This window comes from Streptomyces sp. NPDC052043, assembly GCF_044548235.1.
Lineage (GTDB): Bacteria > Actinomycetota > Actinomycetes > Streptomycetales > Streptomycetaceae > Streptomyces.
In genome coordinates this window covers 83,035-105,617 of the sequence record NZ_JBIUBT010000017.1, presented here as the reverse complement: position 1 = coordinate 105,617, position 22,583 = coordinate 83,035, and the positions used below count along the sequence as shown (strand labels likewise).

The 22,583-nt window shown below is 71.9% G+C and carries 25 protein-coding genes; 11 read left to right on the top strand and 14 right to left on the bottom strand.

Features of this window, described 5'->3' with window-relative positions; all coding sequences use genetic code 11:
- Positions 1–50 precede the first annotated feature (50 nt).
- From ACIHCX_RS33100 to ACIHCX_RS33090, 3 genes are all read right to left on the bottom strand, one after another.
- Positions 51–533, bottom strand: coding sequence for a hypothetical protein (locus ACIHCX_RS33100; protein WP_400036130.1), 483 nt, complete (start codon positions 531–533; stop codon positions 51–53).
- Between the two features lie 73 nt (positions 534–606).
- A complete protein-coding gene (locus ACIHCX_RS33095; protein ID WP_400036128.1) occupies positions 607–993 on the bottom strand; it encodes a hypothetical protein in 387 nt (128 codons plus the stop codon).
- Between the two features lie 80 nt (positions 994–1,073).
- Entirely contained in the window at positions 1,074–1,622 is a 549-nt protein-coding gene (locus tag ACIHCX_RS33090; protein WP_400036126.1) for a DsrE family protein, read from the bottom strand.
- A gap of 154 nt (positions 1,623–1,776) precedes the next feature.
- Here ACIHCX_RS33090 and ACIHCX_RS33085 point away from each other — a divergent pair, with 154 nt between their 5' ends.
- Positions 1,777–3,429, top strand: coding sequence for a phospholipase C (locus tag ACIHCX_RS33085; RefSeq protein WP_400036124.1), 1,653 nt, complete (start codon positions 1,777–1,779; stop codon positions 3,427–3,429).
- Between the two features lie 82 nt (positions 3,430–3,511).
- Here ACIHCX_RS33085 and ACIHCX_RS33080 read toward each other — a convergent pair whose 3' ends face one another.
- Positions 3,512–4,240 carry an MgtC/SapB family protein gene (locus ACIHCX_RS33080; protein ID WP_400036122.1) on the bottom strand — a complete coding sequence of 243 codons (729 nt, stop codon included), beginning with the start codon at positions 4,238–4,240 and terminating at the stop codon, positions 3,512–3,514.
- 102 nt (positions 4,241–4,342) lie between these two features.
- A complete protein-coding gene (locus tag ACIHCX_RS33075; RefSeq protein WP_400036120.1) occupies positions 4,343–5,290 on the bottom strand; it encodes a LysR substrate-binding domain-containing protein in 948 nt (315 codons plus the stop codon).
- A 135-nt stretch (positions 5,291–5,425) separates the two neighbouring features.
- Here ACIHCX_RS33075 and ACIHCX_RS33070 point away from each other — a divergent pair, with 135 nt between their 5' ends.
- The 3 genes from ACIHCX_RS33070 (at position 5,426) to ACIHCX_RS33060 (ending at position 7,551) form a co-directional block, all read left to right on the top strand.
- Positions 5,426–6,547, top strand: coding sequence for a diaminopropionate ammonia-lyase (locus ACIHCX_RS33070; RefSeq protein WP_400036118.1), 1,122 nt, complete (start codon positions 5,426–5,428; stop codon positions 6,545–6,547).
- A 122-nt stretch (positions 6,548–6,669) separates the two neighbouring features.
- Entirely contained in the window at positions 6,670–7,293 is a 624-nt protein-coding gene (locus ACIHCX_RS33065; protein ID WP_400036116.1) for a LysE family translocator, read from the top strand.
- 126 nt (positions 7,294–7,419) lie between these two features.
- Complete coding sequence (locus tag ACIHCX_RS33060; RefSeq protein ID WP_400036114.1) at positions 7,420–7,551, top strand: hypothetical protein; 132 nt, start codon at positions 7,420–7,422, stop codon at positions 7,549–7,551.
- A gap of 72 nt (positions 7,552–7,623) precedes the next feature.
- Here ACIHCX_RS33060 and ACIHCX_RS33055 read toward each other — a convergent pair whose 3' ends face one another.
- Together ACIHCX_RS33055 and ACIHCX_RS33050 are read right to left on the bottom strand one after the other, a co-directional pair.
- Complete coding sequence (locus ACIHCX_RS33055) at positions 7,624–8,886, bottom strand: glycoside hydrolase family 3 N-terminal domain-containing protein (protein ID WP_400036112.1); 1,263 nt, start codon at positions 8,884–8,886, stop codon at positions 7,624–7,626.
- A gap of 280 nt (positions 8,887–9,166) precedes the next feature.
- Positions 9,167–9,691 (bottom strand): transglycosylase SLT domain-containing protein, encoded by a 525-nt coding sequence (locus ACIHCX_RS33050; protein WP_400036110.1) that lies wholly within the window; start codon positions 9,689–9,691, stop codon positions 9,167–9,169.
- 740 nt (positions 9,692–10,431) lie between these two features.
- On the opposite strand from ACIHCX_RS33050, the gene ACIHCX_RS33045 reads away from it, so the two are divergent.
- Complete coding sequence (locus ACIHCX_RS33045; RefSeq protein WP_400036108.1) at positions 10,432–11,769, top strand: dicarboxylate/amino acid:cation symporter; 1,338 nt, start codon at positions 10,432–10,434, stop codon at positions 11,767–11,769.
- Positions 11,770–11,937: 168 nt separating this feature from the next.
- On the opposite strand, the gene ACIHCX_RS33040 is transcribed toward ACIHCX_RS33045, so the two are convergent.
- Positions 11,938–12,165 (bottom strand): hypothetical protein, encoded by a 228-nt coding sequence (locus ACIHCX_RS33040; protein ID WP_400036106.1) that lies wholly within the window; start codon positions 12,163–12,165, stop codon positions 11,938–11,940.
- Between the two features lie 247 nt (positions 12,166–12,412).
- Complete coding sequence (locus ACIHCX_RS33035) at positions 12,413–12,931, bottom strand: GNAT family N-acetyltransferase (RefSeq protein ID WP_400036103.1); 519 nt, start codon at positions 12,929–12,931, stop codon at positions 12,413–12,415.
- A 300-nt stretch (positions 12,932–13,231) separates the two neighbouring features.
- Here ACIHCX_RS33035 and ACIHCX_RS33030 point away from each other — a divergent pair, with 300 nt between their 5' ends.
- The 4 genes from ACIHCX_RS33030 (at position 13,232) to ACIHCX_RS33015 (ending at position 16,827) form a co-directional block, all read left to right on the top strand.
- The gene (locus tag ACIHCX_RS33030; RefSeq protein WP_400036101.1) at positions 13,232–14,494 is read left to right on the top strand and encodes an MFS transporter; all 1,263 of its coding nucleotides are present in this window, start codon (positions 13,232–13,234) and stop codon (positions 14,492–14,494) included.
- Positions 14,495–14,642: 148 nt separating this feature from the next.
- Positions 14,643–15,311, top strand: a complete 669-nt coding sequence (locus ACIHCX_RS33025; protein WP_400036099.1) for an ArsR/SmtB family transcription factor — start codon at positions 14,643–14,645, stop codon at positions 15,309–15,311.
- Complete coding sequence (locus tag ACIHCX_RS33020) at positions 15,308–16,513, top strand: cysteine desulfurase family protein (protein WP_400036097.1); 1,206 nt, start codon at positions 15,308–15,310, stop codon at positions 16,511–16,513. Before ACIHCX_RS33025 ends, ACIHCX_RS33020 begins: the two co-directional genes overlap by 4 nt.
- Positions 16,510–16,827 (top strand): sulfurtransferase TusA family protein, encoded by a 318-nt coding sequence (locus ACIHCX_RS33015; RefSeq protein WP_400036095.1) that lies wholly within the window; start codon positions 16,510–16,512, stop codon positions 16,825–16,827. Before ACIHCX_RS33020 ends, ACIHCX_RS33015 begins: the two co-directional genes overlap by 4 nt.
- Positions 16,828–16,885: 58 nt before the next feature.
- On the opposite strand, the gene ACIHCX_RS33010 is transcribed toward ACIHCX_RS33015, so the two are convergent.
- Complete coding sequence (locus ACIHCX_RS33010) at positions 16,886–17,722, bottom strand: family 1 encapsulin nanocompartment shell protein (protein ID WP_400036093.1); 837 nt, start codon at positions 17,720–17,722, stop codon at positions 16,886–16,888.
- 19 nt (positions 17,723–17,741) lie between these two features.
- Complete coding sequence (locus ACIHCX_RS33005) at positions 17,742–18,842, bottom strand: Dyp-type peroxidase (protein ID WP_400036091.1); 1,101 nt, start codon at positions 18,840–18,842, stop codon at positions 17,742–17,744.
- Between the two features lie 213 nt (positions 18,843–19,055).
- Between ACIHCX_RS33005 and ACIHCX_RS33000 the strand changes: the two genes are divergently transcribed.
- Complete coding sequence (locus ACIHCX_RS33000; RefSeq protein ID WP_400036089.1) at positions 19,056–19,274, top strand: YozE family protein; 219 nt, start codon at positions 19,056–19,058, stop codon at positions 19,272–19,274.
- 19 nt (positions 19,275–19,293) lie between these two features.
- Here the strand turns inward: ACIHCX_RS33000 and ACIHCX_RS32995 are convergent, their stop codons facing one another.
- The 3 genes from ACIHCX_RS32995 to ACIHCX_RS32985 all read right to left on the bottom strand — a co-directional run bounded on the left by ACIHCX_RS32995 (position 19,294) and on the right by ACIHCX_RS32985 (position 21,132).
- Entirely contained in the window at positions 19,294–20,475 is a 1,182-nt protein-coding gene (locus tag ACIHCX_RS32995; protein ID WP_400036087.1) for a GTP-binding protein, read from the bottom strand.
- Positions 20,476–20,481: 6 nt separating this feature from the next.
- Entirely contained in the window at positions 20,482–20,652 is a 171-nt protein-coding gene (rpmF, locus tag ACIHCX_RS32990) for a 50S ribosomal protein L32 (RefSeq protein ID WP_400036085.1), read from the bottom strand.
- A gap of 177 nt (positions 20,653–20,829) precedes the next feature.
- Positions 20,830–21,132, bottom strand: a complete 303-nt coding sequence (locus ACIHCX_RS32985; protein ID WP_400036083.1) for a hypothetical protein — start codon at positions 21,130–21,132, stop codon at positions 20,830–20,832.
- A gap of 257 nt (positions 21,133–21,389) precedes the next feature.
- Here ACIHCX_RS32985 and ACIHCX_RS32980 point away from each other — a divergent pair, with 257 nt between their 5' ends.
- Positions 21,390–22,553 (top strand): HoxN/HupN/NixA family nickel/cobalt transporter, encoded by a 1,164-nt coding sequence (locus ACIHCX_RS32980; protein ID WP_400036081.1) that lies wholly within the window; start codon positions 21,390–21,392, stop codon positions 22,551–22,553.
- The last annotated feature ends 30 nt before the right edge of the window (positions 22,554–22,583 follow it).

Sequence of the window (22,583 nt, the reverse complement as noted above, 5' to 3'; positions counted from 1 at the left end):
AGCGAAGTGTGTGAAAGCGAAGTGGGTGAAGAGGAAGGCGAGGACAGCGGTCAGGCGACGGGACGCACCGGGCAGGCCGCCTCCGCGGCAAGGCGCCGCAACGCGGCCTCGGCCAGCAGCGCGAGGGCGAGCACCGCGACCGCGGGTTGCAGGGGCGCCCAGTAACTCAGCGCGCCGGAGGCCCCCAGCAGAAGCAGCGCCGCCTTGTTGCAGACGGGGCAGCCGACGGCGAGGAAGGACAGGACCGCGCCGGCCGACCCGAGCGAACGCCCCGTCGTGTCGTCACGGTCCGCGACGGGCCGGGCTCGCACATAGGTGGCGAGCACCACGGAGGACAGCGCGGCGGTGAGAACCAGCGTCGGGTAGTTCCACCACACCGGCGGCACCGAGCGGGAGAACAGCGGGGTCGGGACGAGGGCGGTGGGCACGCCCAGGGCGAGGACCGCCAAGGGCGTGGCCGTCGCGACGGCGGCCCAGCGGCGTCGGGGCCAGTGGCGCAGGGCGGCCCATGCCGCACGGGGGGAGCGGGACACGGACAACGGATGACTCTCCGGTCGTACGGGGTGACAGGGAGGTGGCAGGGGCGCGCGGACGCGGTGCGCGGGCCTACACCCGGCGTACGGAGAGTTCGGTCAGGTCGGGGGGAGAGGGTTCCGGCCCGTGGCGCCGGACCTCACGGTGCGCGGAGGCCGGCGCCGGTGCCGTGTCGACGGCGTGCGCCGGCAGAGCACGGGCGAGCGGCGCACCGAACCGGAGATGCTGCTGCTCCGGCTGGGCCTTCTTCAGACACGGGCCGTTGCCCGCGGCGGTGGGAGCGCCGTGACCGGTGTCGTCCAGCATCTTGTGACACGGTGTCAGGTGCGGGCCGGCCGCGGCCGCGGAGGCCGCTGCCCGGAACGCGGGCGGGGAGGCGGTGGTGGCGCAGAACAGCGCGGCGAGCAGGACGAGCAGCGCGAGGCCGGCGCCCAGGGCACCGTGCCGCTTGCCACGCATCGCCGTCCCTCCACTTCCTCGCTCCCGACACCCTAGCCCAGGTACCCCCGGGCGTATCGAAGCCGGGACCGGGCGCGTCATCACAGTGGGACCAGGGACCATCCCTCGTGCTGACGCAGAGCCAGGTGCCACACGGCGGCCGGTACGACTCCCACGCCGGACACGAGGGTGTCGGCGGTCAGGCCGCGCCCCGAGAGGCTGTTGGCGCAGGCGAGGACGCGTGCCCCGGTCTCCAGCAGCCGGGCGACGTGCTCGGCGGACTCCTCTCCCAGCACGAGGTCCAGTCCGGCGCCGTGGACGACGACCTCGACCTCGACGGGACGGTCCGCCGCCGCCACCAGGTTCCCCACCGCGCGCACCACACGGTCCGGCCGGGGAGCCGACACGACGACACGGACGGGAGCGGGGTGACCGGACGCGGCGTTCGCGGTGTTCTCGGCGTTCATGGGGTAACCCTCGCACACCGGACGACGCCGCGACGCGCGCCCGCGCGCGGCACGGCACGACGCGGCCGACGAGGCGGCCCGCTCGTCCAGGATCAGCAGCGGCGTCCGCCGGTAGAGCGCGCGTCCGCAGGCCAGGCGCTGCCACTGGCCGTCGGACAGCCCGTGCCCGGCCTCGACCCCCACCGCCGGCCGACCCGCACGCCCACGGCCGGGCGCGCCACCCGCCGGAAGACGCCTCGACCCGTTACCTTTCTGCGCGCCGGCCGCCTCGGACCGACCGAGTCGTGCGCCCGGGCCCGCCCCTGACCTGTCGTCGAACACCGCTGGAGAAAGCCCCATGGGACGCAGCACCCGACCCCGGCCGTCCGCCGGACGCCGGCCGGCCGCTGTCGCGGTCGGTACGACGGCCGCCGTGATCCTGGCCCTGACGCCCTCGGACGCACCGGCGCGGCAGGTCGCGCCGCACACGCTGCCCGGCGGCTACAAGCACCTGGTCGTCCTCTACGAGGAGAACCACTCCTTCGACAACCTCTACGGCACCTGGGGACCGGTCGGCGGCCGGCAGGTCGAGGGCCTGGCGCGGGCCGGCGCCAGGCAGCGCACCCAACGCGCCCAGGACGGCACCGCGTACCGCTGCCTGCTCCAGAACGACGTGAACCTGACCAGCCCGCCCCTGCCGTCGACCTGCCACGACGCCGCCCATGGGGTGGCGGCGAGCGCGTTCGCCAACGAGCCCTTCACCATCGACGACCACATCGGGCCGCAGGACCGCACCTGCCCCGCGCCCGGGGTCCAGGCGGACGACGGCGTGGCCAGGGACTCCCCGGGTGCCCGGCCGGGCGGCTGCACCCGGGACCTGGTGCACCGCTTCTACCAGAACCGGTACGCCATCGACGGCGGCCGGCAGGACCGCTACGTCACCGCCTCCGACGCGACCGGCCTCACCATGGGCCACTACGACACCACGGCACTGCCGCTCCACCGCTACCTGCACGCCCCCGGCGCCCCGCGCTACGTCCTGGCCGACCACTTCTTCCAGGGCGCGTTCGGCGGCTCCTTCCTCAACCACCAGTACCTGATCGCCGCGCGGGCGCCGCAGGACACCAGTGACGGCGCGTCCGGCGCGAAGAACACGGTCCTGGACGCGGGCGGCATGCCCGCCTCCTCGCCGCTGTACAGAGCGACCGGCCCGGTGGTGGACGGCGCGCTGACCACCACCTGCCCGGACGGCGATCCGGCCGACTACGCGCACGCCTGCGGCAACCTGGCCGTCAACACGGTGCAGCCGTCCAGCGCACCGTACGGCGGCGGCCCCCGGATCCCGCTGATCGACGACACGAAGTACCCCAACATCGGCGACCGGCTCACCGCCGCGGGCATCTCCTGGAACTGGTACTCCGGCGGCTGGGACGACGCCGAAGCAGGGCATCCAGGACCGCTCTTCCAGTACCACCACCAGCCGTTCGACTACTTCGCCGACTACGCTCCCGGCAAGCCCGGCCGCAGCCACCTCCGTGACGAGACGGAGTTCCTGCGCGCCGCCAGGTCCGGCACCCTGCCGGCCGTCAGCTTCGTCAAGCCCTACGGCGCCGAGAACGAGCACCCGGGCTACGCCAGTGAGGCGGACGGCAGCGACCACCTCGTCGACCTGCTCAAGGCGGTGACGGAGGGCCCGCAGGCCGACGACACGCTCGTGGTCGTCACCTACGACGAGTTCGGCGGCCAGTGGGACCATCTGCCGCCCCCCGGACCGGGCTCGCCCACGCGTGGCGCCCATGACGCCTGGGGCCCTGGCACCCGCGTCCCCGCCCTGGTCGTCTCCCGCTCGCTGCCGCGCTCGGCCGTCGACCACACCGTGTACGACACCACCTCGATCCTCGCCACCATCGAACGCGGCTACGGCCTCGAGCCCGTCGCCACCCGCGACGCGGTCGTCAACGACCTGTCCCCGGCCGTCGCCGCCGGCGGCTGCCTGCGCTGCCGGGCGTGACGGGATCCCGTATTCGCCCGGTCACCGGCGGGGGCGCGGACAGGTTCGCGGACGGGGGCGCGGGCGGGACCTGGGCGCGCGGCTATTCCTCGTCGCCGGTCACCATCTGCACGTCGATCACTCCGTCCTCCTGGAAGAACTCGGACGCCAGGCGCGCGGGATTCTCGGTGCCCTCCAGTTCCAGCAGCACCTGTGCCGCGTCGTCGGTACGGCCGGGCAGCCGCTCGACTCTGACCTGGAGGATGCGGAAGCCGCGGCTGGTGCAGACCTGCATCAGGCGCGGCAGCAGCGCGGTGCCCGTCCGGTAGGTCAGGCGCGCCTCGAAGATGTGGGTGGACGTGCCGGGCATCAGAGGGGTGGACAGCAGGCGCGGGTATCCGCGGACGACCAGGAAGTGCACGATCGTGGTGGCCAGCGCGAGGATGGGCAGCCCGCCGCCGCAGGCCATGCCGACCGCACAGGTCAGCCAGACCGTCGCCGCGGTGGTCAGCCCCCGTACCGCGTCCCGGCGCACGAAGATGAGCCCGCCGCCGATGAACCCGATCCCCGAGACGATCTGCGCCGCCACCCGGGAGGGGTCGAAGGAGACGTTCTCCAGGCCCAGGACATTGCTGAACCCGTGCTGCGAGACCTCCATCATCAGGGCGCTGGAGATCCCGACCAGGGTGTGCGTCCGCAGGCCCGCGCTCTTCTGCTTGGCCTCCCGCTCCCAGCCGATCAGGGTCGACAGCAGCAGCGCCAGCCCCAGCTCGGACAACTGCCGCACGCCCTGCCCGCTCAAGTCCCACAACCCCGCCGCCAGCTCCGTCACGCGCACCTCCTGACCCGTACGTTCTCCGTCAAGCCGACATCTACCCCCAACCTGGCACAGCACGAGTGGTACGGCCCGGAGTGCACGGTCGTGGCGGCGGCGTCACTTCTCCTGCCGGAGTACGGGGCGATCGGTGTGGACGGGGTGGAGGGTGACCGCGCGCAGGAGGGCGTCGCGGCAGGCGAGGACGGCGGGATGCCGGCTGCGGCCGCGGCGTACCACGGTGGAGATGCGGCGTGCGCGCCGACCGCGGGGGAGTTGCCGCAGCGGCACGGTGGGGGAGTGCCCGTACCAGACCAGGTCGGGAAGGAAGGCGGCGGCGTGTCGCTGCTCGACGAGGCGGAGGTGGAGCAGCAGGTCGGTGGTCTCGAACCGTACGTCGGGTTCGAAGCCGGCGTCGCGGCACAGGGTCATGGCCCAGTGCCGTGCCGCCGTGCCCTCGGGTTCCATCACCCAGGGGTGGTTCGCGAGTGAGCGCAGCGCCGCCATCGGGCCGTTGGCGCCCGGGCCGCCGGCGGGTCGGGGCAGCGCGAGGCGCAGGGGGTCGTCGAGCAGGTCCTCCTGTTCGAGTCCGGAAGGCCGCGGGGTGGGATGGCCCGGGTACTCCTCGGCGAGGACCAGGTCGAAGTCGCGGGCCAGCAGGGCGGGCAGGGCCCTTTCGGGTTCCATGTGCGTCACGTGGACGCGCAGTTGCGGGTGCAGGTCGCGCAACAGGCCGAGCGCGGTGGGGATCAGAGCCAGGGCCGCCGTCTGGAACGAGGCGATGCGCAGCGTGCCGGTCAGATCGGACAGCGAGGTGGCGATCTCCGCCTCGGCGCGCTCCAGGCGTTCGAGGACCGCTTCGGTGTGGGCGACGAGGATCTCGGCCTGCTCGGTCAGCCGTACCCGCCGCCCGGCCGGTTCCAGCAGCGGGACGCCGACCTCGGCCTCCAGCTGTGACAGCTGCTGGGAGACGGAGGAGGGGGCGTAGGACAGGGCGGCGGCGACGGCGGCCAGCGTGCCGCGGTGCTTGAGTTCGCGCAGCAGCCGCAGCCGGTGCAGATCGAACATCGCCGGAGCTCTCCTCGCCGTCGTGGAGCGACGCGCTTCACCGGATTCGTCGGTTAGATTCGTCGGTTTCTCCGACGAGTATAGGTCGGATACGTCTGCTGGACCGATCGTAGGAGGCCGTCGGACCCTGAACGTGTGTCCGACAACGCCTCCCGCCGCCTCCCGCCGCCGTGGTCCGTACGCCCCCGGGCCCGCACCTGGCGGTGTGGACCCGCACCTGCCGAGGTGCGGCGCTTCCATGCCGCGCTGCCCGGCTACTTACCCACCCCGCTGACCGAACTCCCCTCACTGGCATCCGAGTTGACGGTCGGTCGGGTCCTCGTCAAGGACGAGTCGTGCCGTCTGGGGCTGCCCGCGTTCAAGGCGTTGGGCGCGTCCTGGGCGGTTCACCGGATCCTCGCCGAGCGCGCCGCGAGCGGCGCGGACGCGGGGCCGGTCGTGCTGGTGACGGCCACCGACGGCAACCACGGCCGTGCGGTGGCCCGCACGGCACGCCTGCTCGGGCAGCACGCCCACGTCTTCGTACCGCGGGGAGTGCATCCGCGGGCCGTGGCGGCCATAGCCGTCGAGAGGGCGCGGGTGACCAAGGTCCCGGGGTCCTACGACGAGGCCGTGCGCCGGGCCGCCGAGGCGGCCGCCGCGCCGGACGCGGTCCTGGTCCAGGACACCGCCTGGCCGGGCTACGAGCGGATCCCGGGGTGGATCGTCGAGGGCTACTCGACCCTCTGCGCGGAGATCGACGAACAACTGGCGGCCGCGGGGGCCGCCGAGGGACCCGACCTCGTCTGCATACCGGTGGGCGTGGGCTCCCTGGCCCAGGCCGTGGTCACCCACTACCGCAGCCGCCCCCTCGGACGCGCCCCGGCGCTGCTGTCGGTGGAGCCGCTGGCCGCGGCCTGCGTCCTCGAAAGCCTCACCCGCGGCGAACCCGTCACCGTCACCGGCGGCGACACCACCATGGCGGGGCTGAACTGCGGCACCCCCTCCAGCGTCGCCTGGCCCCACCTGCACGGCGGGCTGGACGCCGCCGTCGCCGTGTCCGACGCCGACAGCGCAAGGGCTGCCGCCCGCCTCGCGTCCCTCGGCGTCTCCTCGGGCCCCTGCGGGGCCGCCGCGCTCGCCGGTCTTCACACAGTGCTCACCGGCGCCGGCGGCGAGGAGCGCCGTACGGCCCTGGGGCTCGACGCGACCTCGGTGGTCGTGCTGCTGAGCACCGAGGGCCGGTCCGCCAACCCGCACCCCGTCGCCGACCACTGAACGCGCCACACCGGAAGGACCCCCGCTTTGACCACTCCCCTCAGCCCGACCAGCCCGACCAGCCCGACCAGCCCGACCCGCTCGACCAGGCCGACCAGGCCGATCAGAAGAAGTGCGGCGGCGTGCTGACCCACTGCGCGGCCGCGCTCGGTGTCCTCGCGCTGCTCACCGTCGTGCCCGGCCCGGACATGGCGGTGGTCACCCGGCGCGCCCTCGCGGCCGGGCCGGCGGACGCGCTGCGCACCGTGGGCGGCATCACGGCCGGGCTGCTGCTGTGGGGCGTGCTGAGCGTGGCCGGACTCGCGGCCGTGCTCGCCGCCTCACCCGGGGCCTACCTGATTGTCAAGCTCCTCGGCGCCGCGTACCTGGTCTTCCTGGGCGCGCAGGCGCTGTGGCAGAACCGCGGCGGCGCCCCGCACCCCACCCGCACGGGCACCGGCTCCCCCGCCGTCGGGAACCCGTGGCGGACCGGTCTGGTCAGCAACGCCCTCAATCCGAAGATCGCCGTCTTCTACTCCGGGCTGCTCCCCACCCTGGCCCCGCCCCAGCTGCCCGCCGCCTGGGCCATGACGCTGCTGGTCCTCCTCCATGCCGCCCTGACCCTCACCTGGCTGGGCGGCTATGCTCTCCTGCTGTCCAGGGCCGGGCGCGTCCTGGAAAGGCCGGGGACCCGCCGCCTGCTCGGGCGGACCACAGGCGTCGCACTGATCGGACTCGGCCTCGTGGTCGCGACCTCGGCCGGCTGATCCCGCGCGCCCCGCCCCAGGTGACACCGAACGTTAAACCCGCGGTCACCCGGGGTCGGTCCGCGCGACGTCGCGGCAGCGGACAAAGGTAAGTGACCCAAACATGCACAAGAAGGGCGGCACGCCGTGCCCCACCTGTTGACCTCGCTCCTCACCCACGTGGCGGTCGCCGTGATCGAGGCGCTCGTCATCCGTCTGCTCGTCCAGCTCTGGAACGCCTTCGCCCGCAGCGGCCACCCGATGGCGGCCGCTGCTTGAGGCACCTCGGTCCTCGGGCGCACCCCGAGCACCTGATCGTGCGTCCCGAGACCTGCTGTCCCAGGGGGGACCTCAGTGGCAGTCGAGCAGTCCCGCGGACTGCTTGGCGGCCAGTATCCGGCGCACGCTGTCGTCGACCTTGGCCCGGAAGGAGGCGTCCTGCCGCATACGGGCCTCGACGGCCTGCGTCATCGCGGGCACGGTGCTCGGACGCACCGTGAGGATCATGTTCCCGCCCGCCGCGATGAAGTTCACGGCCCGCTGGGCGGGGGTGAAGGACCGCACCGCCACCGCGTTCCCGATGTCGTCGGAGATGACCACGCCCTTGAAGCCGAGCTGATCGCGCAGCAGATGACTGATCACCGTCGGTGAGAAGGCGGCCAGATGCTTGGGGTCGATCTTGGTGTAGGTGGCCGACGAGACCATCACGAAGGGGGAGCCGGCCCGTATTCCCGCCTTGAAGGGCTCGAGGCTGGGACTGCTCGCGGTCGTCACCGAGTCCACGACGTTGGCGGTGGTGTCGGTGTTGCCGATCACCTGGCCCAGCCCGGGGAAGTGCTTGAGCGTGGTCATCACGCCCGACTGCGCGAAGCCCGCGGCGAAGGCGCCGGAGTGGGAGGTCACGATGTCCGGGGTGTCGCCGTACTCACGCTTGAAGGACCCGATGGGCACGTTGCGGGTGCCCAGACTGGCCGGCACCACGTCGGCGATCGGTGCCAGGTTCAGGTTGACCCCGGCGTCCTTCAGCTGCTTGGCCCATCCGGCGGCCTGACTGCGCAGCGTCGAGGTCGGCCAGCTGCCCTGGGTCAGCCCGTTGGGCATGGCCGAGAAGCCGGGGCCGTTCAGCACCTGCACCTGGCCGCCCTCCTGGTCGGTGGAGACCAGCAGACCGACCCGGCGGCCGTCGACCTTGTCCGCCTGACCCTGGAAGCCGTCGACCGTCTTCCTGGTCGCCGCCACGCCGGCGGTGCTGCGGCCGGTCAGCATGATGGAGCCCACATGGTGGTCGCGCAGGGTGCTCAGCTGGGCCTGGTCGGGGTGGGCCGCGGAGATCCCGCCCATGAACAGCTGCCCCACCCGTTGAGCGGTGGTCATGCCGGAGAAGACGCGGTCGGTGCAGGTGCCGGTCCCTGTCGGCGAGGGGGTGCTCGCGGCGGCGGGGGGCACGTCGGTGGCGGTGCCGCTGGTGGTGGAGGATCGGGGCGATTCGCCTGTTCGCCCGGCCGTGACCGACGCACCACAGCCGGTGGCGGCCAGTGCCAGGGTGACCAGCGGTGCCGCGCAGCGCAGAGCTGTGGAGCGGCGGCTCCTGATCTGCCGGACCCGTGTTGTCATGGATTTGTCTCCTGACCTGGACACGTGCAGGGCCTACCGAAAGCCGCTGACTTCGCGGCTGTTTCCCTTACGACGAGCTGTGCTCGCCACGTCCATCACACGGTACTTTATGGGGCATTTGTCCGCTCTTTGATGGTTACGCAGGGTGCCGACGGGTCGGTGTGGGGCGGGGCCGGGGAGGGCGGGGCGACCATGGCAAGGGCCGGTGCCGGCAGCGGTTGTCGCTGCCGGCACCGGCCCTGTCGCGCGCGTGCGCAGGATCGCTGCGTCGTGCGCGGGATCAGTACGCGGAGTTGACCCGGTCGATGGAACCGTAGCGGTGGGCCGCGTAGTTGGCCGCCGCGGTGATGTTGGCCACCGGGTCGGTGAGGCTGTGGGCCGTGCCGGAGACGTGGTAGGCGTTGAACGTCGGGGCGATGACCTGGAGGAGACCCTTGGAGGGGGTGCCCTTGCGGGCGTTGATGTCCCAGTTGTTCTGGGCGGTGGGGTTACCGCCGGACTCACGCATGATGTTGCGGTGCAGGCCCTCGTAAGTGCCGGGGATGCCCTTGGCCTTCATGATGGCCAGGGACTGGCGGATCCAGCCGTCCAGGTTGTTGCTGTAGCCGGTCTTGCCGCTGTAGGCGCGGCTGTCGGTGGTGTGGGCCGCGACCACGGGGGTGGCGTGCACCTGGGTCGCTTCGGCGGCCTGTGCGGGGGAGGGCATCAGGGTCAGGGCGGCGGCCGCGGCGCCGGTCGTGGCGATGCCGGTGACGGTGAGGGTGCGCAGGCGGGCGAGGCGGTTGGTGCGAGTGGTCGTGGTCATGCGGAAGTAACTCTCCTGTGGGGGACGTCGTCGGTGGTGCCGTTCGCAATCGATTGCGGTGGGCGTGGGGCGGGACCCCGCGCTGCGTCGGGCCGGAGCGGGTGGAGCCGGCGGAGTTCGCCAGGCCGTCCGTCTCGTGGCTCGGAGCAACGACAGCCATGGTTAGCGGCCGGTCGAGAGGGACGCAAAGATGTGACGTACTACCCGACCGCGTAGTAAATGCCCGAAATGTTCCAGAGTGGGGCTTTCTTTGCTGCTGACGGCGGCCTGCCCGCTACGACGCGCCTTAGGACGTGATCTGGCTCCTATGGGTGGCATCACATCCACGGGCCTTCTGGAGCCGCAAATCAGGCCTTAATCGCACAGAGCGGACCGGGTGTCGGCTCCGAGTCGGCTCCCTGGAGGGAGGGCGCCGGCGCAGGCCGGGAACAAGGCGGGAAAAGGACACCCTCGATCCAAAGAGTCCCTTTGAGGTTCCCAAAGGAGGAGTGTTAACGTTTTGCCGTGAACACAGCAGCCGCGTACCGCGCAGACGCCCCCTACGGCGTCTGCCGCGTCGTCATGGGCGTACCGCTCGTGTCGCGTCTGCATGTCGATCTCTGCCGCCGCGTGTCCGCGGCTTGTCGCGCCTGACCGCGAACTCATCGATGCGGCGGCGCTGTTGACGTTTCTTCCGGGCGCCGCTCCTGTAAGTCCCCGCTCAAACTCATTTTTCCGCGCGTCCCTACTGGAGTGTGTCCGTGTCCGCGAACACCGCTGATCCGAAGCCCGCGAACTCAGGCTTCCGGATACCCGTCCCCTTCTGGGCCCAGGTCCTGCTCGGCCTCGCCGTCGGCCTGATCCTCGGCTTCGTCGCCCGCACCTATGACGTGTCCTGGCTCGCCACCACCCTCGACAAGGTGGGCGGCATCTTCGTGCAGCTGCTGAAGCTGGCCGTGGCGCCCCTGGTCTTCTTCGCGATCCTGGTGTCGATCACCAACCTGCGGAAGGTCAACAACGCCGCCCGCCTGGCCGGCCGCACCCTCCTCTGGTTCATGATCACCTCGCTGATCGCGGTCGTCATCGGCCTCGTCATCGGCCTGGTCTCCAACCCGGGCTCCGGCTCGGCCCTCACCGCGGCCGACGGCGCCAAGCCGGACCACGCCGGCAGCTGGCTCGACTTCCTCACCGGCATCATCCCGACCGACGTCATCACGCCGTTCACCGAGCTGAACGTGCTCCAGATCGTCTTCATGGCGGTCGTCGCCGGTATCGCGATCCTCAAGATCGGCCCGAAGGCCCAGCCGGTCCTCACGCTCTCCGAGTCCGTCCTGGAACTGCTCCAGAAGGCCCTGTGGTGGGTGATCCTGCTCGCCCCGATCGGCTCCGCCGGCCTCATCGGCCGCGCCATCGTGCAGTACGGCTGGGACCTGCTGGGCAACTACGCGACCTTCACCGTCGACATCTACATCGGCTGCGCCCTGGTCCTGTTCGGCGTGTACCCGCTGCTGCTCGCCACCGTCGCGAAGCTGAACCCGGTCCAGTTCTTCAAGGGAGCCTGGCCCGCCATCCAGTTGGCGTTCGTCTCCCGCTCCTCGGTCGGCACCATGCCGGTCACCCAGCAGTCGGCGATCCGTCTCGGCGTCCCGAAGGACTACGCCTCCTTCGCCGTGCCGTTCGGCGCGACGACCAAGATGGACGGCTGCGCGGCCATCTACCCGGCGATTTCCGCGATTTTCGTGGCGCAGATCTTCGATGTCCAACTCGGCGTCAAGGAGTACCTGCTCATCGCCTTCGTCTCGGTGTTCGGCTCGGCGGCCACCGCCGGTCTGACCGGCGCGACCGTCATGCTGACGCTCACTCTGTCGACCCTCGGCCTGCCGATGGAGGGTGTGGGCCTCCTGCTCGCCATCGACCCGATCCTGGACATGATGCGCACGGCCACCAACGTCGCGGGTCAGGCCCTCGTCCCGGTGCTCGTCTCCGCCCGTGAGAAGATCCTGGACCACGCGAAGTACGACAACGCCTCGGCCTCCCCGGCCGACCACGTGGAGAGCCTCTACGACGAGCCGCAGCAGGCCGCCCCGGTGTCCGCCTGACGCCCACCCCGTTCCGGGGCCGACAACATCCTCCGCCCTGACGGCCGTTGGCCGGCAGGGCGGAGGCGCGTTTTCAGCGGCGCTACCCGGGTGCGATGCCGGGCGCCGAGGAGCCGCGCAGTCGGCACGGTCGTCCCGGCCGAGTGTCCCCGGCGCCCGGCACGGCGGCTACTTCTTGTGGCAGCCCCACTTGCCGTGGACCTTCTTGTAGTGCTCACCCTTGGGGCACTTCTTGTGGGGCGGCGTCTTGGTGTGCGCGGCGGCGGGGTCGCTGTCGGCCACCTTCGCGTTCGTCGGCACCGCGAAGGCGGTTCCGGTAGAGGCCACGGCTGCCCCGCTGGCGAGCATGCCTGCGGCGACGCTGGCGGTCAGAGCGCGTATGATCCTGCTTCGCATGATCGGCAGCCTTTCTGTAGTCGGCGTCACTGCCTCTCCGTTCGATTCTTGGCACCGCTCCTCGCGACCCGCATCTCGATCACCGGCCACCTCGCCCCGAGTGCCCCAACTTTCCGCGTGCACAAGGCCTTGAGCGGCTGCGGAACGAGAACGCGCCGCGCACAGCCGACTTCCGCGGAATCCCGGTCATGACCGAGTCGCGCGGCGTCTTTGTCGTCCTTCGCGCCGGGCGCGACCGGCTCCTGATTCATCGCCTGACGCTCCGGCACCATCGGCGCTCTCCCTCCTGCCATGCCTCGGTGGGGGCGAGCCCGGCCGCGGTGGCGACCGCGGCGGATGCCCGATGGTCGGGATGGATGTGGGCGACGACGGTCCACACCCGCTGCCCGTCCAGCCAGTCGACGAGTGCCCGTGCGGCCTCGCCGGCGATGCCCCTTCCCTGCCACGGGGTTCCCACCACCCAGGCGATCTCGGCGACTGCGCCATGGCCCGAGGGGCCGACCGTCGCCTGGACCGTGCCCGTCAGGCAGGACTCGTCGCGCAGCCGGATCACCCAGTTCAGCCAGGAGACGGCCGGATCGGGAGAGCCGGCGGTCATGCGCTCGTAGCGCGAGCGCAGGGCCCGCGGGGTGTCCGGAGCGCCGCCGATGAAGGTGTGCAGGGCCGGATCGGACAGCACCGCGGCCATCTCCTCGGCATGCTCGACGTGCAGCGGCAGCAGGTCCAGTCGACCGGTGCTGATGGCGGGGGCCGTGAGGGTGCTCATGCCGCAACCCAACCATGCGGGCGTCGACTTCCGCGTCCGGGGCGGCGCTCGGCGGTCGGCACGGGACGCCCCTCTCCGGGGACGTGGTGCGGGGCGCCGCGACGAGGGCTCCGGCGGTGGCCGCTCCGCGTGTGGTCGCACATCCCGCGGCATCGCCTACGATATTCCATGGATTTATGGAGGATGGGCTGTCGGCGACCCTGTCGACGACCATGTCCGCAGACCTGTCCCCGCCGACCTGATCGCCGACCCCGTCCACCGGGCGGCGGGTGCTTCCCGCCACCGAAAGGAGCCCCACCCGTGACGAGCACAGCGGCATCGTCCACCCTCGCCGCCGGCCCCGAGGTGCAGCGCCGCATCCTGAAAGTCCTCGTGGCCTCCCAGGTCCTCAGCGGGGCCGGACTCGCGGCGGGCATCACCGTCGGAGCCCTGCTGGCCCAGGACATGCTCGGCACCACAGGTCTTGCCGGACTGCCCAGCGCCCTGTTCACCGCGGGCAGCGCGCTCGCCGCGATAGTCGTCGGCCGCGTATCCCAGGCGAGAGGCCGCCGCCCGGGCCTGGCCGCCGGCTACCTCACCGGCGCGGTCGGCAGTGCCGGCGTCCTCGCCGCCGCGGGCCTCGGCAGCCCCGTCCTGCTGTTCGTCGCGCTGTTCGTCTACGGCGCCGGGACCGCCACCAACCTCCAGGCCCGGTACGCCGGAGCCGACCTGGCCGCCCCCACCCACCGCGCCCGCGCCGTGTCCACCGTCCTGGTCGCCACCACCCTCGGCGGCGTCGTCGGCCCCAACCTCGCTGCCCCCACCGGCGATCTCGCCGCCACCCTCGGCATCCCCCGCCTGGCCGGCCCCTTCCTGCTCGCCGGGGCCGCGTACGCGGCGGCCGCCGCCGTCCTGGCCCTCTGGCTGCGCCCCGACCCCCTCCTGCTGGCCCGCACCCTCGCCGAGGCGGAGCAGACCCCCGCCGCGCGGGCGGCACAGGCCGGTCCGGCCGCCGAAGACGCGCCGCCGAAGCAGCGTGGCGGCGTCGTACTGGGAGCACTGGTCATGGTCCTCACCCAGCTCGTGATGGTCGCGGTGATGACCATGACCCCGGTCCACATGCACGACCACGGCCACGGCACCGCCGCCTCCGGCCTGGTCATCGGCATCCACGTCGGCGCCATGTACCTGCCCTCGCCGCTGACCGGCCGCCTCGTCGACCGCTACGGCCGGATCGCGATCGCCGGCGCCTCCGGGGTCACCCTCCTCGTCGCGGGACTGGTCGCCGCCCTCGCCCCCGGAGACTCCGTCGCGCTGCTGGCGCTCGCCCTGGCGCTGCTCGGCCTCGGCTGGAACTTCGGCCTCGTCTCGGGCACCGCGATCATCACCGACACGGTGCCGCTGGCCACCCGCGCCAGGACCCAGGGCATGGTCGACGTCTGCATCGCCATCGCCGGCGCCACCGGCGGACTGGCCTCCGGCCTCGTCGTCGACCTCGCCGGCTATCCCGTCCTCGCCCTGACCTGTGGCGTCCTCGCCCTGGCCGTCCTCCCGGCCGTCGCCGCCACCGCGCGCAGCCGGTGAGGAGCGAAGAAGCAGCCGGTGGGAGAGGAACAAGAGGACAACGCGGCCGTCGGCGCGGCGAACGCCACGCTCCCCAGGTGACCGCGACGGCTCGGGTACGATATTCCATAGATTTGTGGAGGAATGGGTGCGGGAACGGGAGGAGAGCATGGCGGGGACGCCCACGAAGGCGCGGCTCTACGACGCGTTCGCGGCCAGCGGCAAGGCGCTGGCCAGCGGGAAACGCCTGGAACTGCTCGACCTCCTCGCCCAGGGCGAGCGCACGGTCGACGCGCTGGCGAAGGCGGCGGGACTCAACCTGACGACCGCCTCCGCGCATCTGCAGACCCTCAAGCAGGCCGGTTTCGTCAGCACCCGGCGCGAGGGGGTACGCATCCACTACCGGCTCGCCGGCGACGACGTCGCCCAGCTCTTCGCCCTGCTGCTCAAGGTCGCCGAGACCCACCAGACGGGCGTTCCGGCCGCCCGCGACGCCCACCTCGGCGAAGGCGGCGGGCGCACGGTCACCCGGGACGAGCTGCGGACCCGCGCGGAAGCAGGGCAGGTGGTGCTCCTGGACGTGCGCCCGGTCGAGGAGTACCGGGCCGGACACATTCCCGGCGCCGTCTCCATCCCCGTCGAGGAACTGGCCGACCGCGTCGGCGAACTGCCCGAGGACGCCGAGGTCGTCGTCTACTGCCGCGGCGCCTACTGCGTCCTCGCCCACGACGCCGTCCGCCTGCTTTCCGAGAACGGCCGCCGCGCCATCCGCCTCAACGACGGCATGCTCGAATGGCGCCTGGCGGAGCAGCCCGTGGACGCGGGAGCGAGCGCGTGACCCACCTCCCGCCGCCGCACCCGGGCCTGACCGGCGGACCGGTCCACCTCGACTACAACGCCACCACCCCCGTCGACCCGCGCGTCGTGGAAGCGATGCTGCCCCACCTGACCGACCACTTCGGCAACCCCTCCAGCACCCACCCCTACGGCAGCGAACCCCGTCACGCCCTCACGGCGGCCCGCGCCCGGGTCGCCGAACTGATCGGTGCCCGCCCGGACGAGATCGTCTTCACCGCCTCCGGCTCCGAGGCCGACCTGTTCGCCCTGCGCGGAGCCGCCCTGGCCTCCGCCCGGACCCGCCCCCACCTCATCACCCAGGCCACCGAACACCCCGCGATCCTCGCCACCTGCCGGGCCCTGGAGCGTCTGCACCAGGCACGGACCACGGTGCTGCCCGTCGACCGCGAGGGCCTGGTCGACCCGGCCGCGCTGACCGCCGCGCTCGACGAGGACACCGTGCTGGTGTCGGTCATGGCCGCCAACAACGAGACCGGCGCCCTCCAGCCGGTGAGGGAACTCGCCGACGCCGCCCACCGGGCCGGGGCGCTGTTCCACTGCGACGCCGCCCAGGCCGTCGGCAAGATCCCCCTGGACGTACGGGAGTGGGGCGTCGACCTGCTCACGGTCGTCGGGCACAAGATGTACGCGTCCAAGGGTGCCGCCGCCCTGTTCGTGCGCGACGGCGTGCGACTGGAGCCGGTCGTCTACGGCGGCGGCCAGGAACGCGCGCTGCGCGCCGGCACCGAGAACGTCGCCCTCGCCGTCGCCCTGGGCGCGGCCGCGCGACTCGCCGCCGACGACCTCGCCGACGGCGCGCACCAGCGGATCAGGGGCCTGCGCGACGAACTGCACCACCGACTCGTCGACGCCCTGCCCGGGCGGGTACGGCTCAACGGCCCCGCGGAGCGGCGGCTGCCGAACACCCTGAACATCGGCATCGACGGCGTACCGGGCCACCGCGTGCTGGACGGCGCCCCCCGCGTCGCGGCCTCCACCGGCTCCGCGTGCCACAGCGGCACCCACACTCCCTCGCCCGTCCTCACCGCCATGGGCGTTGACCCCGCGCGGGCCCTGGAAGCCGTACGTCTCTCCCTCGGCCGCTGGACCACCCGGGACGAGATCGAGGTGGCCGCGGCCGCGATCGCCGCGGCGGCCACGGCCACCGACACCACGGAACCCTCCACGGCGGGCACCCGGTGACCGCCGGCGACGCGGAGGGGGCGGACATCACGGTCGACGGCACCGGACTGCTCTGCGTCACCCTCCTGCTGAGACTGCGCGCCGCCATCGACGGCGCCGCCCCCGGCACCCGCGTACACGTCATCGCCACCGATCCGGCCGCCCCGCTCGACCTCCCCGCCTGGTGCCACATGACCGGCCACCACTACCTCGGCCCCGTCCCGAGCGCCGCCGAACACCCGGTCTACGCGCTGCGCCTGACCAGCAACGCCCGCCGGACCCGCCCCGACGCCCCCTGGCACACCACCCAACCGGCATCCCGCCGGTCATCCTGACCGGACGTCACGCAAGGCTCCCGCGCCGCCTGTCCGGTCGGCCCCGTGACGGCGGCCTTCACGCTCGAGCCTTCGCGTGTTCGTCGGGCCAGGGCTCCGGCCCCCGCGCGGGCACGACGGCTTCGGCGGTGTACACGAGGAAGGTCAGCGTCTCCTGGAAGTACAGCTGGATGCTGGTGTCGTCGTGCGACAGGTAGCCGACGGACAGGTCCTGGCCGAGGCGCAGTTCGAAGTCCCCGCCCCGCGTCGACAGCAGGAACGCCCCGTCGATGGCGGGCGCCCAGACGATGTCGCCGTCCAGCACGCGGGCGATGTGTTTGATGACGGGGTATCCGTAGTCGGACGTCTCGCTGACAGCGGTGTATGCCGCGGCGCTCAGCGCGAGCGTGTACGGGCCGCCGACACCGGCGAGCCGCAGCGCGGTCAGGGCCTTGCTGACGACGTCCGGGTACTGGCGTGCCTCCGCGGGCAGGGTCAGCGCGGAGTTGGACGAACTCTCCCGCAGACCGGCGATGTCCGCGGACGGGTAGCCCTCGAACACGGCGCGGTCCTCGGCGAAGGCGATCTGCCGGGCGGCGTCCTTGACCGGCTGCCAGTCCGCGTCCTTGGCGCCGCGCGCGACGTCGTCGACCTGCTGCCGGTCCACGGTGAACGGCACCCGCAGTTCGACCAGCGGCTGGAACCGGCGCAGGCGTGCCTCGACCCCTTCGGCCGGCGCCGCCACGGCCCGCAGGTGCCCGGTCCCCACACCCGCCGACTCCGGGCCGCACGGCTCGGGCACGTCGACGATCCGGCGGGCCGCGACGTGCCGCTTGAACGTACGCCGCGCCTCCTCCTCCAGATCGGCCCACGCGGCGGCGGAGATGGGTGCCAGTTCACGATGCAGATTGTCCATCGTGGGGGCTCGCCTCCTGTCACATCCTCAGATCGCCGATCCCCAGCGAGCCGTCCACGGCCGGCGATCGGACCACCGCGGGCACGGGCTGGGTCTCCTCGGCCGCCTCGCCGTCGTTCTCGTCGACCTCGTCGGCCTCGTCTTCTTCGTGGTCCTCCTGGCTCCCGCGCGCGGCCGGCGCGTCAGGGAGGTCGTCGAGGAAGTCGCTGGTGGGCACGGAGAACAACGACCCGGTGACCGCGGTGGAGAAGTCCAGGATCCGGTCGTGAGCCGCCGGCGGGGCGCCCAGGAACATGCGCTCCAGCATCTCCTCGATCACCGCCGGAGTACGGGCGTAACCGATGAAGTACGTCCCGAACTCGCCCTGCCCCACGGTCCCGAAGGGCATGTTGTCGCGCAGGATCTCGTGCTTCGTCCCGTCCGGATCCTCGATCGTGGTCAGCGCCACGTGCGAGTCGGCCGGCTTGACCGCGTCGTCCAGCTCGATGTCGGACAGCTTCCTGCGCCCGATGACCCTCTCCTGCTCCTCCACCGGCAGGGCGTTCCAGGTGTCCAGATCGTGCAGGTACTTCTGCACGATCACATAGCTGCTCCCGGCGAACTCCGGGTCCTCGTCGCCGATCAGGACCGCCTCGTCGGCCGCCCGGCCCGTCGGGTTCTCCGTGCCGTCCACGAAGCCGAGCAGGTCACGCACGTCGAAGTACTTGAACCCCTGCACCTCGTCACGCACGGTGACGGCGCCGCGCAGCCGTTCCATGATCTCGGCGGCCAGCGCGAAGCAGAGGTCCAGGCGGGCCGCGCGGATGTGGAACAGCAGGTCGCCGGGGGTCGAGACCGCCCGGTGCCGGGCTCCGGCCACCTCGCGGAAACGATGCAGCTGTGCCGGACGCGGGCCCGCGAACAGCCGGTCCCACGCATCCGAGCCGATGCCCACGACCGCGCTCAGCCGCCCCTCCGCCGCCCGGAAACCGACCGCCCGCCGGAGCCCGTTCAGCTTCGACAAGGTATCCCGTACGACCGGCTCGCCACCCCGGTCGATGGTCACGACCAGGAAGATCGCCGCGACCGTCAGCGAGGACAGCACCGGCTGGGGCTGCGGGTCCTGGGAGTGCGCGCACATGGGCACGCCCCTTCCTGAGGGTCACGGGCGGGCACCTGTTCACCGTATGGCCCGGGCTCGGCACCCGCCACCGCGGCCTCGGCGGCCCGCCGGCCGTCCACATTCGACCGGTTTGACTTGCCGCGCGCTCGTGGGAGCCTGGAGGAACGGCGGCCGACGGGGTGGACGGCAGCGCCAGGACCAGTGGGCGTTCCCTCGGTGAGAAGACATGCGATGAACGACACAGCCGACTTCACGCGGTGGCTCACGAGTCACACCGACGAGCTGAACCGCCTGGGGTCCTTCGCCCGCGCCGTCGCGAACGACCCCCACTGGCCCGAGGCGGCCACGGTCGAGACGTACCGGCAGTACCTGGAGGGCCGCGGGGCCGCCCCGGAGGTGATCGACACCCTGCGCTGCGCCTGGAGCGAGTTCGAGCACCTGCCTCACTGAGGGCACGGGGCGCCGCTCCTCAGCCGCGTGCCACCCCCGCCACGGGTTCGGGGTGCTCGTGCGCGCAGGTGTCGTCGAGGCCGTAGGTGTCCCAGGCGGGGAACGGGTCGACGGGCGGCAGGCCTTCGCCGTCCGCCAGGAGACAGTCCGTCAGTGCCGCGTGCAGCGCGTCCGCGTGCAGATGCGTACCGATGAAGACCAGTTCCTGGCCCTCGGGACTGTCGGCGTCGCGGGCGCCGGAGGGCTCGAAGCGTGCCACGGAGCCGGCCTGCGACCACAGGCCCGTCACCTGCCGCCGTCCGGCCAGTGTGAAGAACCCCTTGGAGCGCAGGACCTCGCCGAATGCGCCGCTGTCGAGCTTCTCGGTCACGAACGTCCACAGCCGACTGGGGTGGAACGGCAGTTCGGAGCGGAAGACGGTCGAGGAGATCCCGTACTCCTCCGTCTCGGGAACGTGGTCGCCGTTCAGCTCCATCACCCAGCCAGGAGCCTGTTGGGCGCGTTCCAGGTCGAACAGCCCGGTGCCCAGGACGTCGGCGGACCGCACGCGGCCGTGCACGGCGGTGACGACCCGCGCGACCGGGTTGAGGCGGGTGAGTGCGGCCCGCAGCCGGTCCGCCGACTCCTCGTCGACGAGGTCGAGCTTGTTGAGCACGATGACGTCCGCGAACTCGACCTGGTCCATCAGCAGGTCGCTGACGGTGCGTTCGTCGTCCTCGTACTGGTCCAGGCCGCGCTCGGCGAGTTCGTCGCCGTCGGTCAGCTCGCGCAGGAAGCTGGCCGCGTCGACGACCGTGACCATGGTGTCCAGGCGGGCGACCTCCGCCAGGGTGGCGCCGTCGTCGCGGGCGAAGGCGAACGTCGCCGCCACCGGCATGGGTTCGGAGATGCCGGACGACTCGATGAGCAGGTAGTCGAAGCGGCCCTCGCGGGCCAGCCGGTCCACCTCCTCGAGCAGGTCGTCGCGCAGGGTGCAGCAGATGCAGCCGTTGGTCATCTCGACCAGGCGTTCCTCGGTGCGTGACAAGGCCGCCTCGCCGCCCCGCACCAGGGCGGCGTCGATGTTGACCTCGCTCATGTCGTTGACGATGACCGCGACACGCAGTCCCTCGCGGTTGCCGAGGACGTGATTGAGGAGAGTCGTCTTGCCAGCGCCGAGGAATCCGGACAGGACGGTGACGGGAAGTCGGTCGGAAGGCATGAACGGTCAGCCCTCGGGGCGCAGCAGCCCGCGCTCGTAGGCCTTCACCAGCCGCTGGGGCACGAGGTAGGTGGCGCCGTCGACGGTGATCGGGACGAGCGCGGGAGTAGCCGCCTTCCACTGGGCGCGGCGGTGGCGGGTGTTGCTGCGGGACATCTTCCGCTTGGGAACGGCCATGGGTCCTCCTGGTTCGGTGGGCACCTTCTGCGGGCACCTGCGGCGGGCGCCCTCGGTGAGCACCAGGAGGCTACATGAAAATGAATCTCATTACTATTCGGCTGTGCGTCGTGACATGGCGACGGCCGGTGCCCTCTCGAGGGCGCCGGCCGTCGGGCGGGGGAACGTCCCGTCGGGTCAGTGGTCGTCCCAGTGCCCCTCGTGGGCGGCGTGGTGGTGGCCGTCGTGCACGTAGTCGACGTGGTCCTCGTGGGGCACGGCCACGTGCCCGCAGCCCTCGCCGTGCTGGTGGTCGTGGTCGGTGTGGGTGGCGTGGCCGGCGGCCACGCACTCGTCGACGTGGCCGGCGTGGGGCTTGTGCAGGTGTCCGTCGTGCACGTAGTCGGTGTGGTCGCCGTGCGGGACGGCGACGTGTCCGCAACCCTCGCCGTGGGTGTGGGTGTGGTCGTCGTGCGTGCGGTGTTCAGTGGCAGTGGCCATGCGCTGCTCCTGGGGTCTGGTCGGCGGCCTGCGGATGGTGGCGGCGCAGGCCGTGCGTCGCGACATCAATATAGGGCGATTCGTTAACATCTGGCAGAAATGTCGCGACGGTGGAGGTGTGTGGTCGGCTCGGCCCGCACCCTCGACCGAATTGACCGGACCCTTGCTGCCAAATTGTTTTAGTTGCACACCATGTGCAGAAACGTATGGGGTGCGGCTGAAGACGGCCGCTCGCCGAGAAGCAAGGCCCGTACCCCATGCCCACCGCACCTTCCGCTCCCGCACGCCCGGCCGCGACCGCCGGACGCGGTTCCACGTGGCACCGCGTCCGCACGTCGATGACCCGGAGGGAGTGGGCCGGCGTCGGCGGGATGGCCGCCTTCATCCTCGCGCTGCACGTCATCGGCTGGTTCACGCTGGTCGTGATCGTCGCGCCGGAGCACTACAGCGTGGGCACCCAGGCCTTCGGCGTGGGCATCGGGGTCACCGCCTACACGCTCGGCATGCGGCACGCCTTCGACGCCGACCACATCGCCGCGATCGACAACACCACCCGCAAGCTGATGGGGGAGGACAGGCGGCCCCTGTCGGTCGGCTTCTGGTTCTCCCTCGGGCACTCCACGGTCGTGTTCGTCCTGGCCCTCCTGCTCTCCGTGGGGGTGAGAGCGCTGGCGGACCCCGTCCGGAACGGCGACTCCGGGCTGCACGACATCACCGGTTGGATCGGCACGACCGTCTCCGGAACGTTCCTCTACATCATTGCGATCATCAACCTGCTGATCCTGGTGGGCATCTGGAAGGTCTTCCGGCGCATGCGGGCCGGCCACTTCGACGAGGCGGCCCTGGAGAAGCAGCTCGACAGCCGAGGCTTCATGAACCGGCTGCTCGGGCGTCTGACGAAGGCCGTCTCCACGTCGTGGCAGATGTATCCGCTGGGCCTGCTCTTCGGCCTCGGCTTCGACACCGCGACCGAGATCGCGCTGCTCGTGCTCGCCGGTTCGGGTGCCGCCTCAGGGCTGCCCTGGTACGCCATCCTGTGCCTGCCGGTGCTCTTCGCGGCCGGTATGTCGCTCCTGGACACGATCGACGGCTCGTTCATGAACTTCGCCTACGGCTGGGCCCTGTCCAAGCCGGTCCGCAAGGTCTACTACAACCTCACGATGACCGGACTGTCCGTCGCCGTCGCGCTCGTCATCGGCACAGTGGAACTCCTCGGCCTGCTCGCCGACAAGGCGGACCTGCACGGCCGCTTCTGGGACTGGGTGTCCGGCCTGGACCTGAACACCATCGGCTACGCCGTCGTCGGCCTGTTCGTCGCCACCTGGGCCGTTGCCGTGGTGGTGTGGAAGGTCGGTCGCATCGAGGAGAAGTGGGAGGCGGGCCTGACCGGCTCGGCGCCGGCGGAGCCGGCCGCCGAATAGTCGCCGCCGGCGTCATTATTGCTGCTAGGG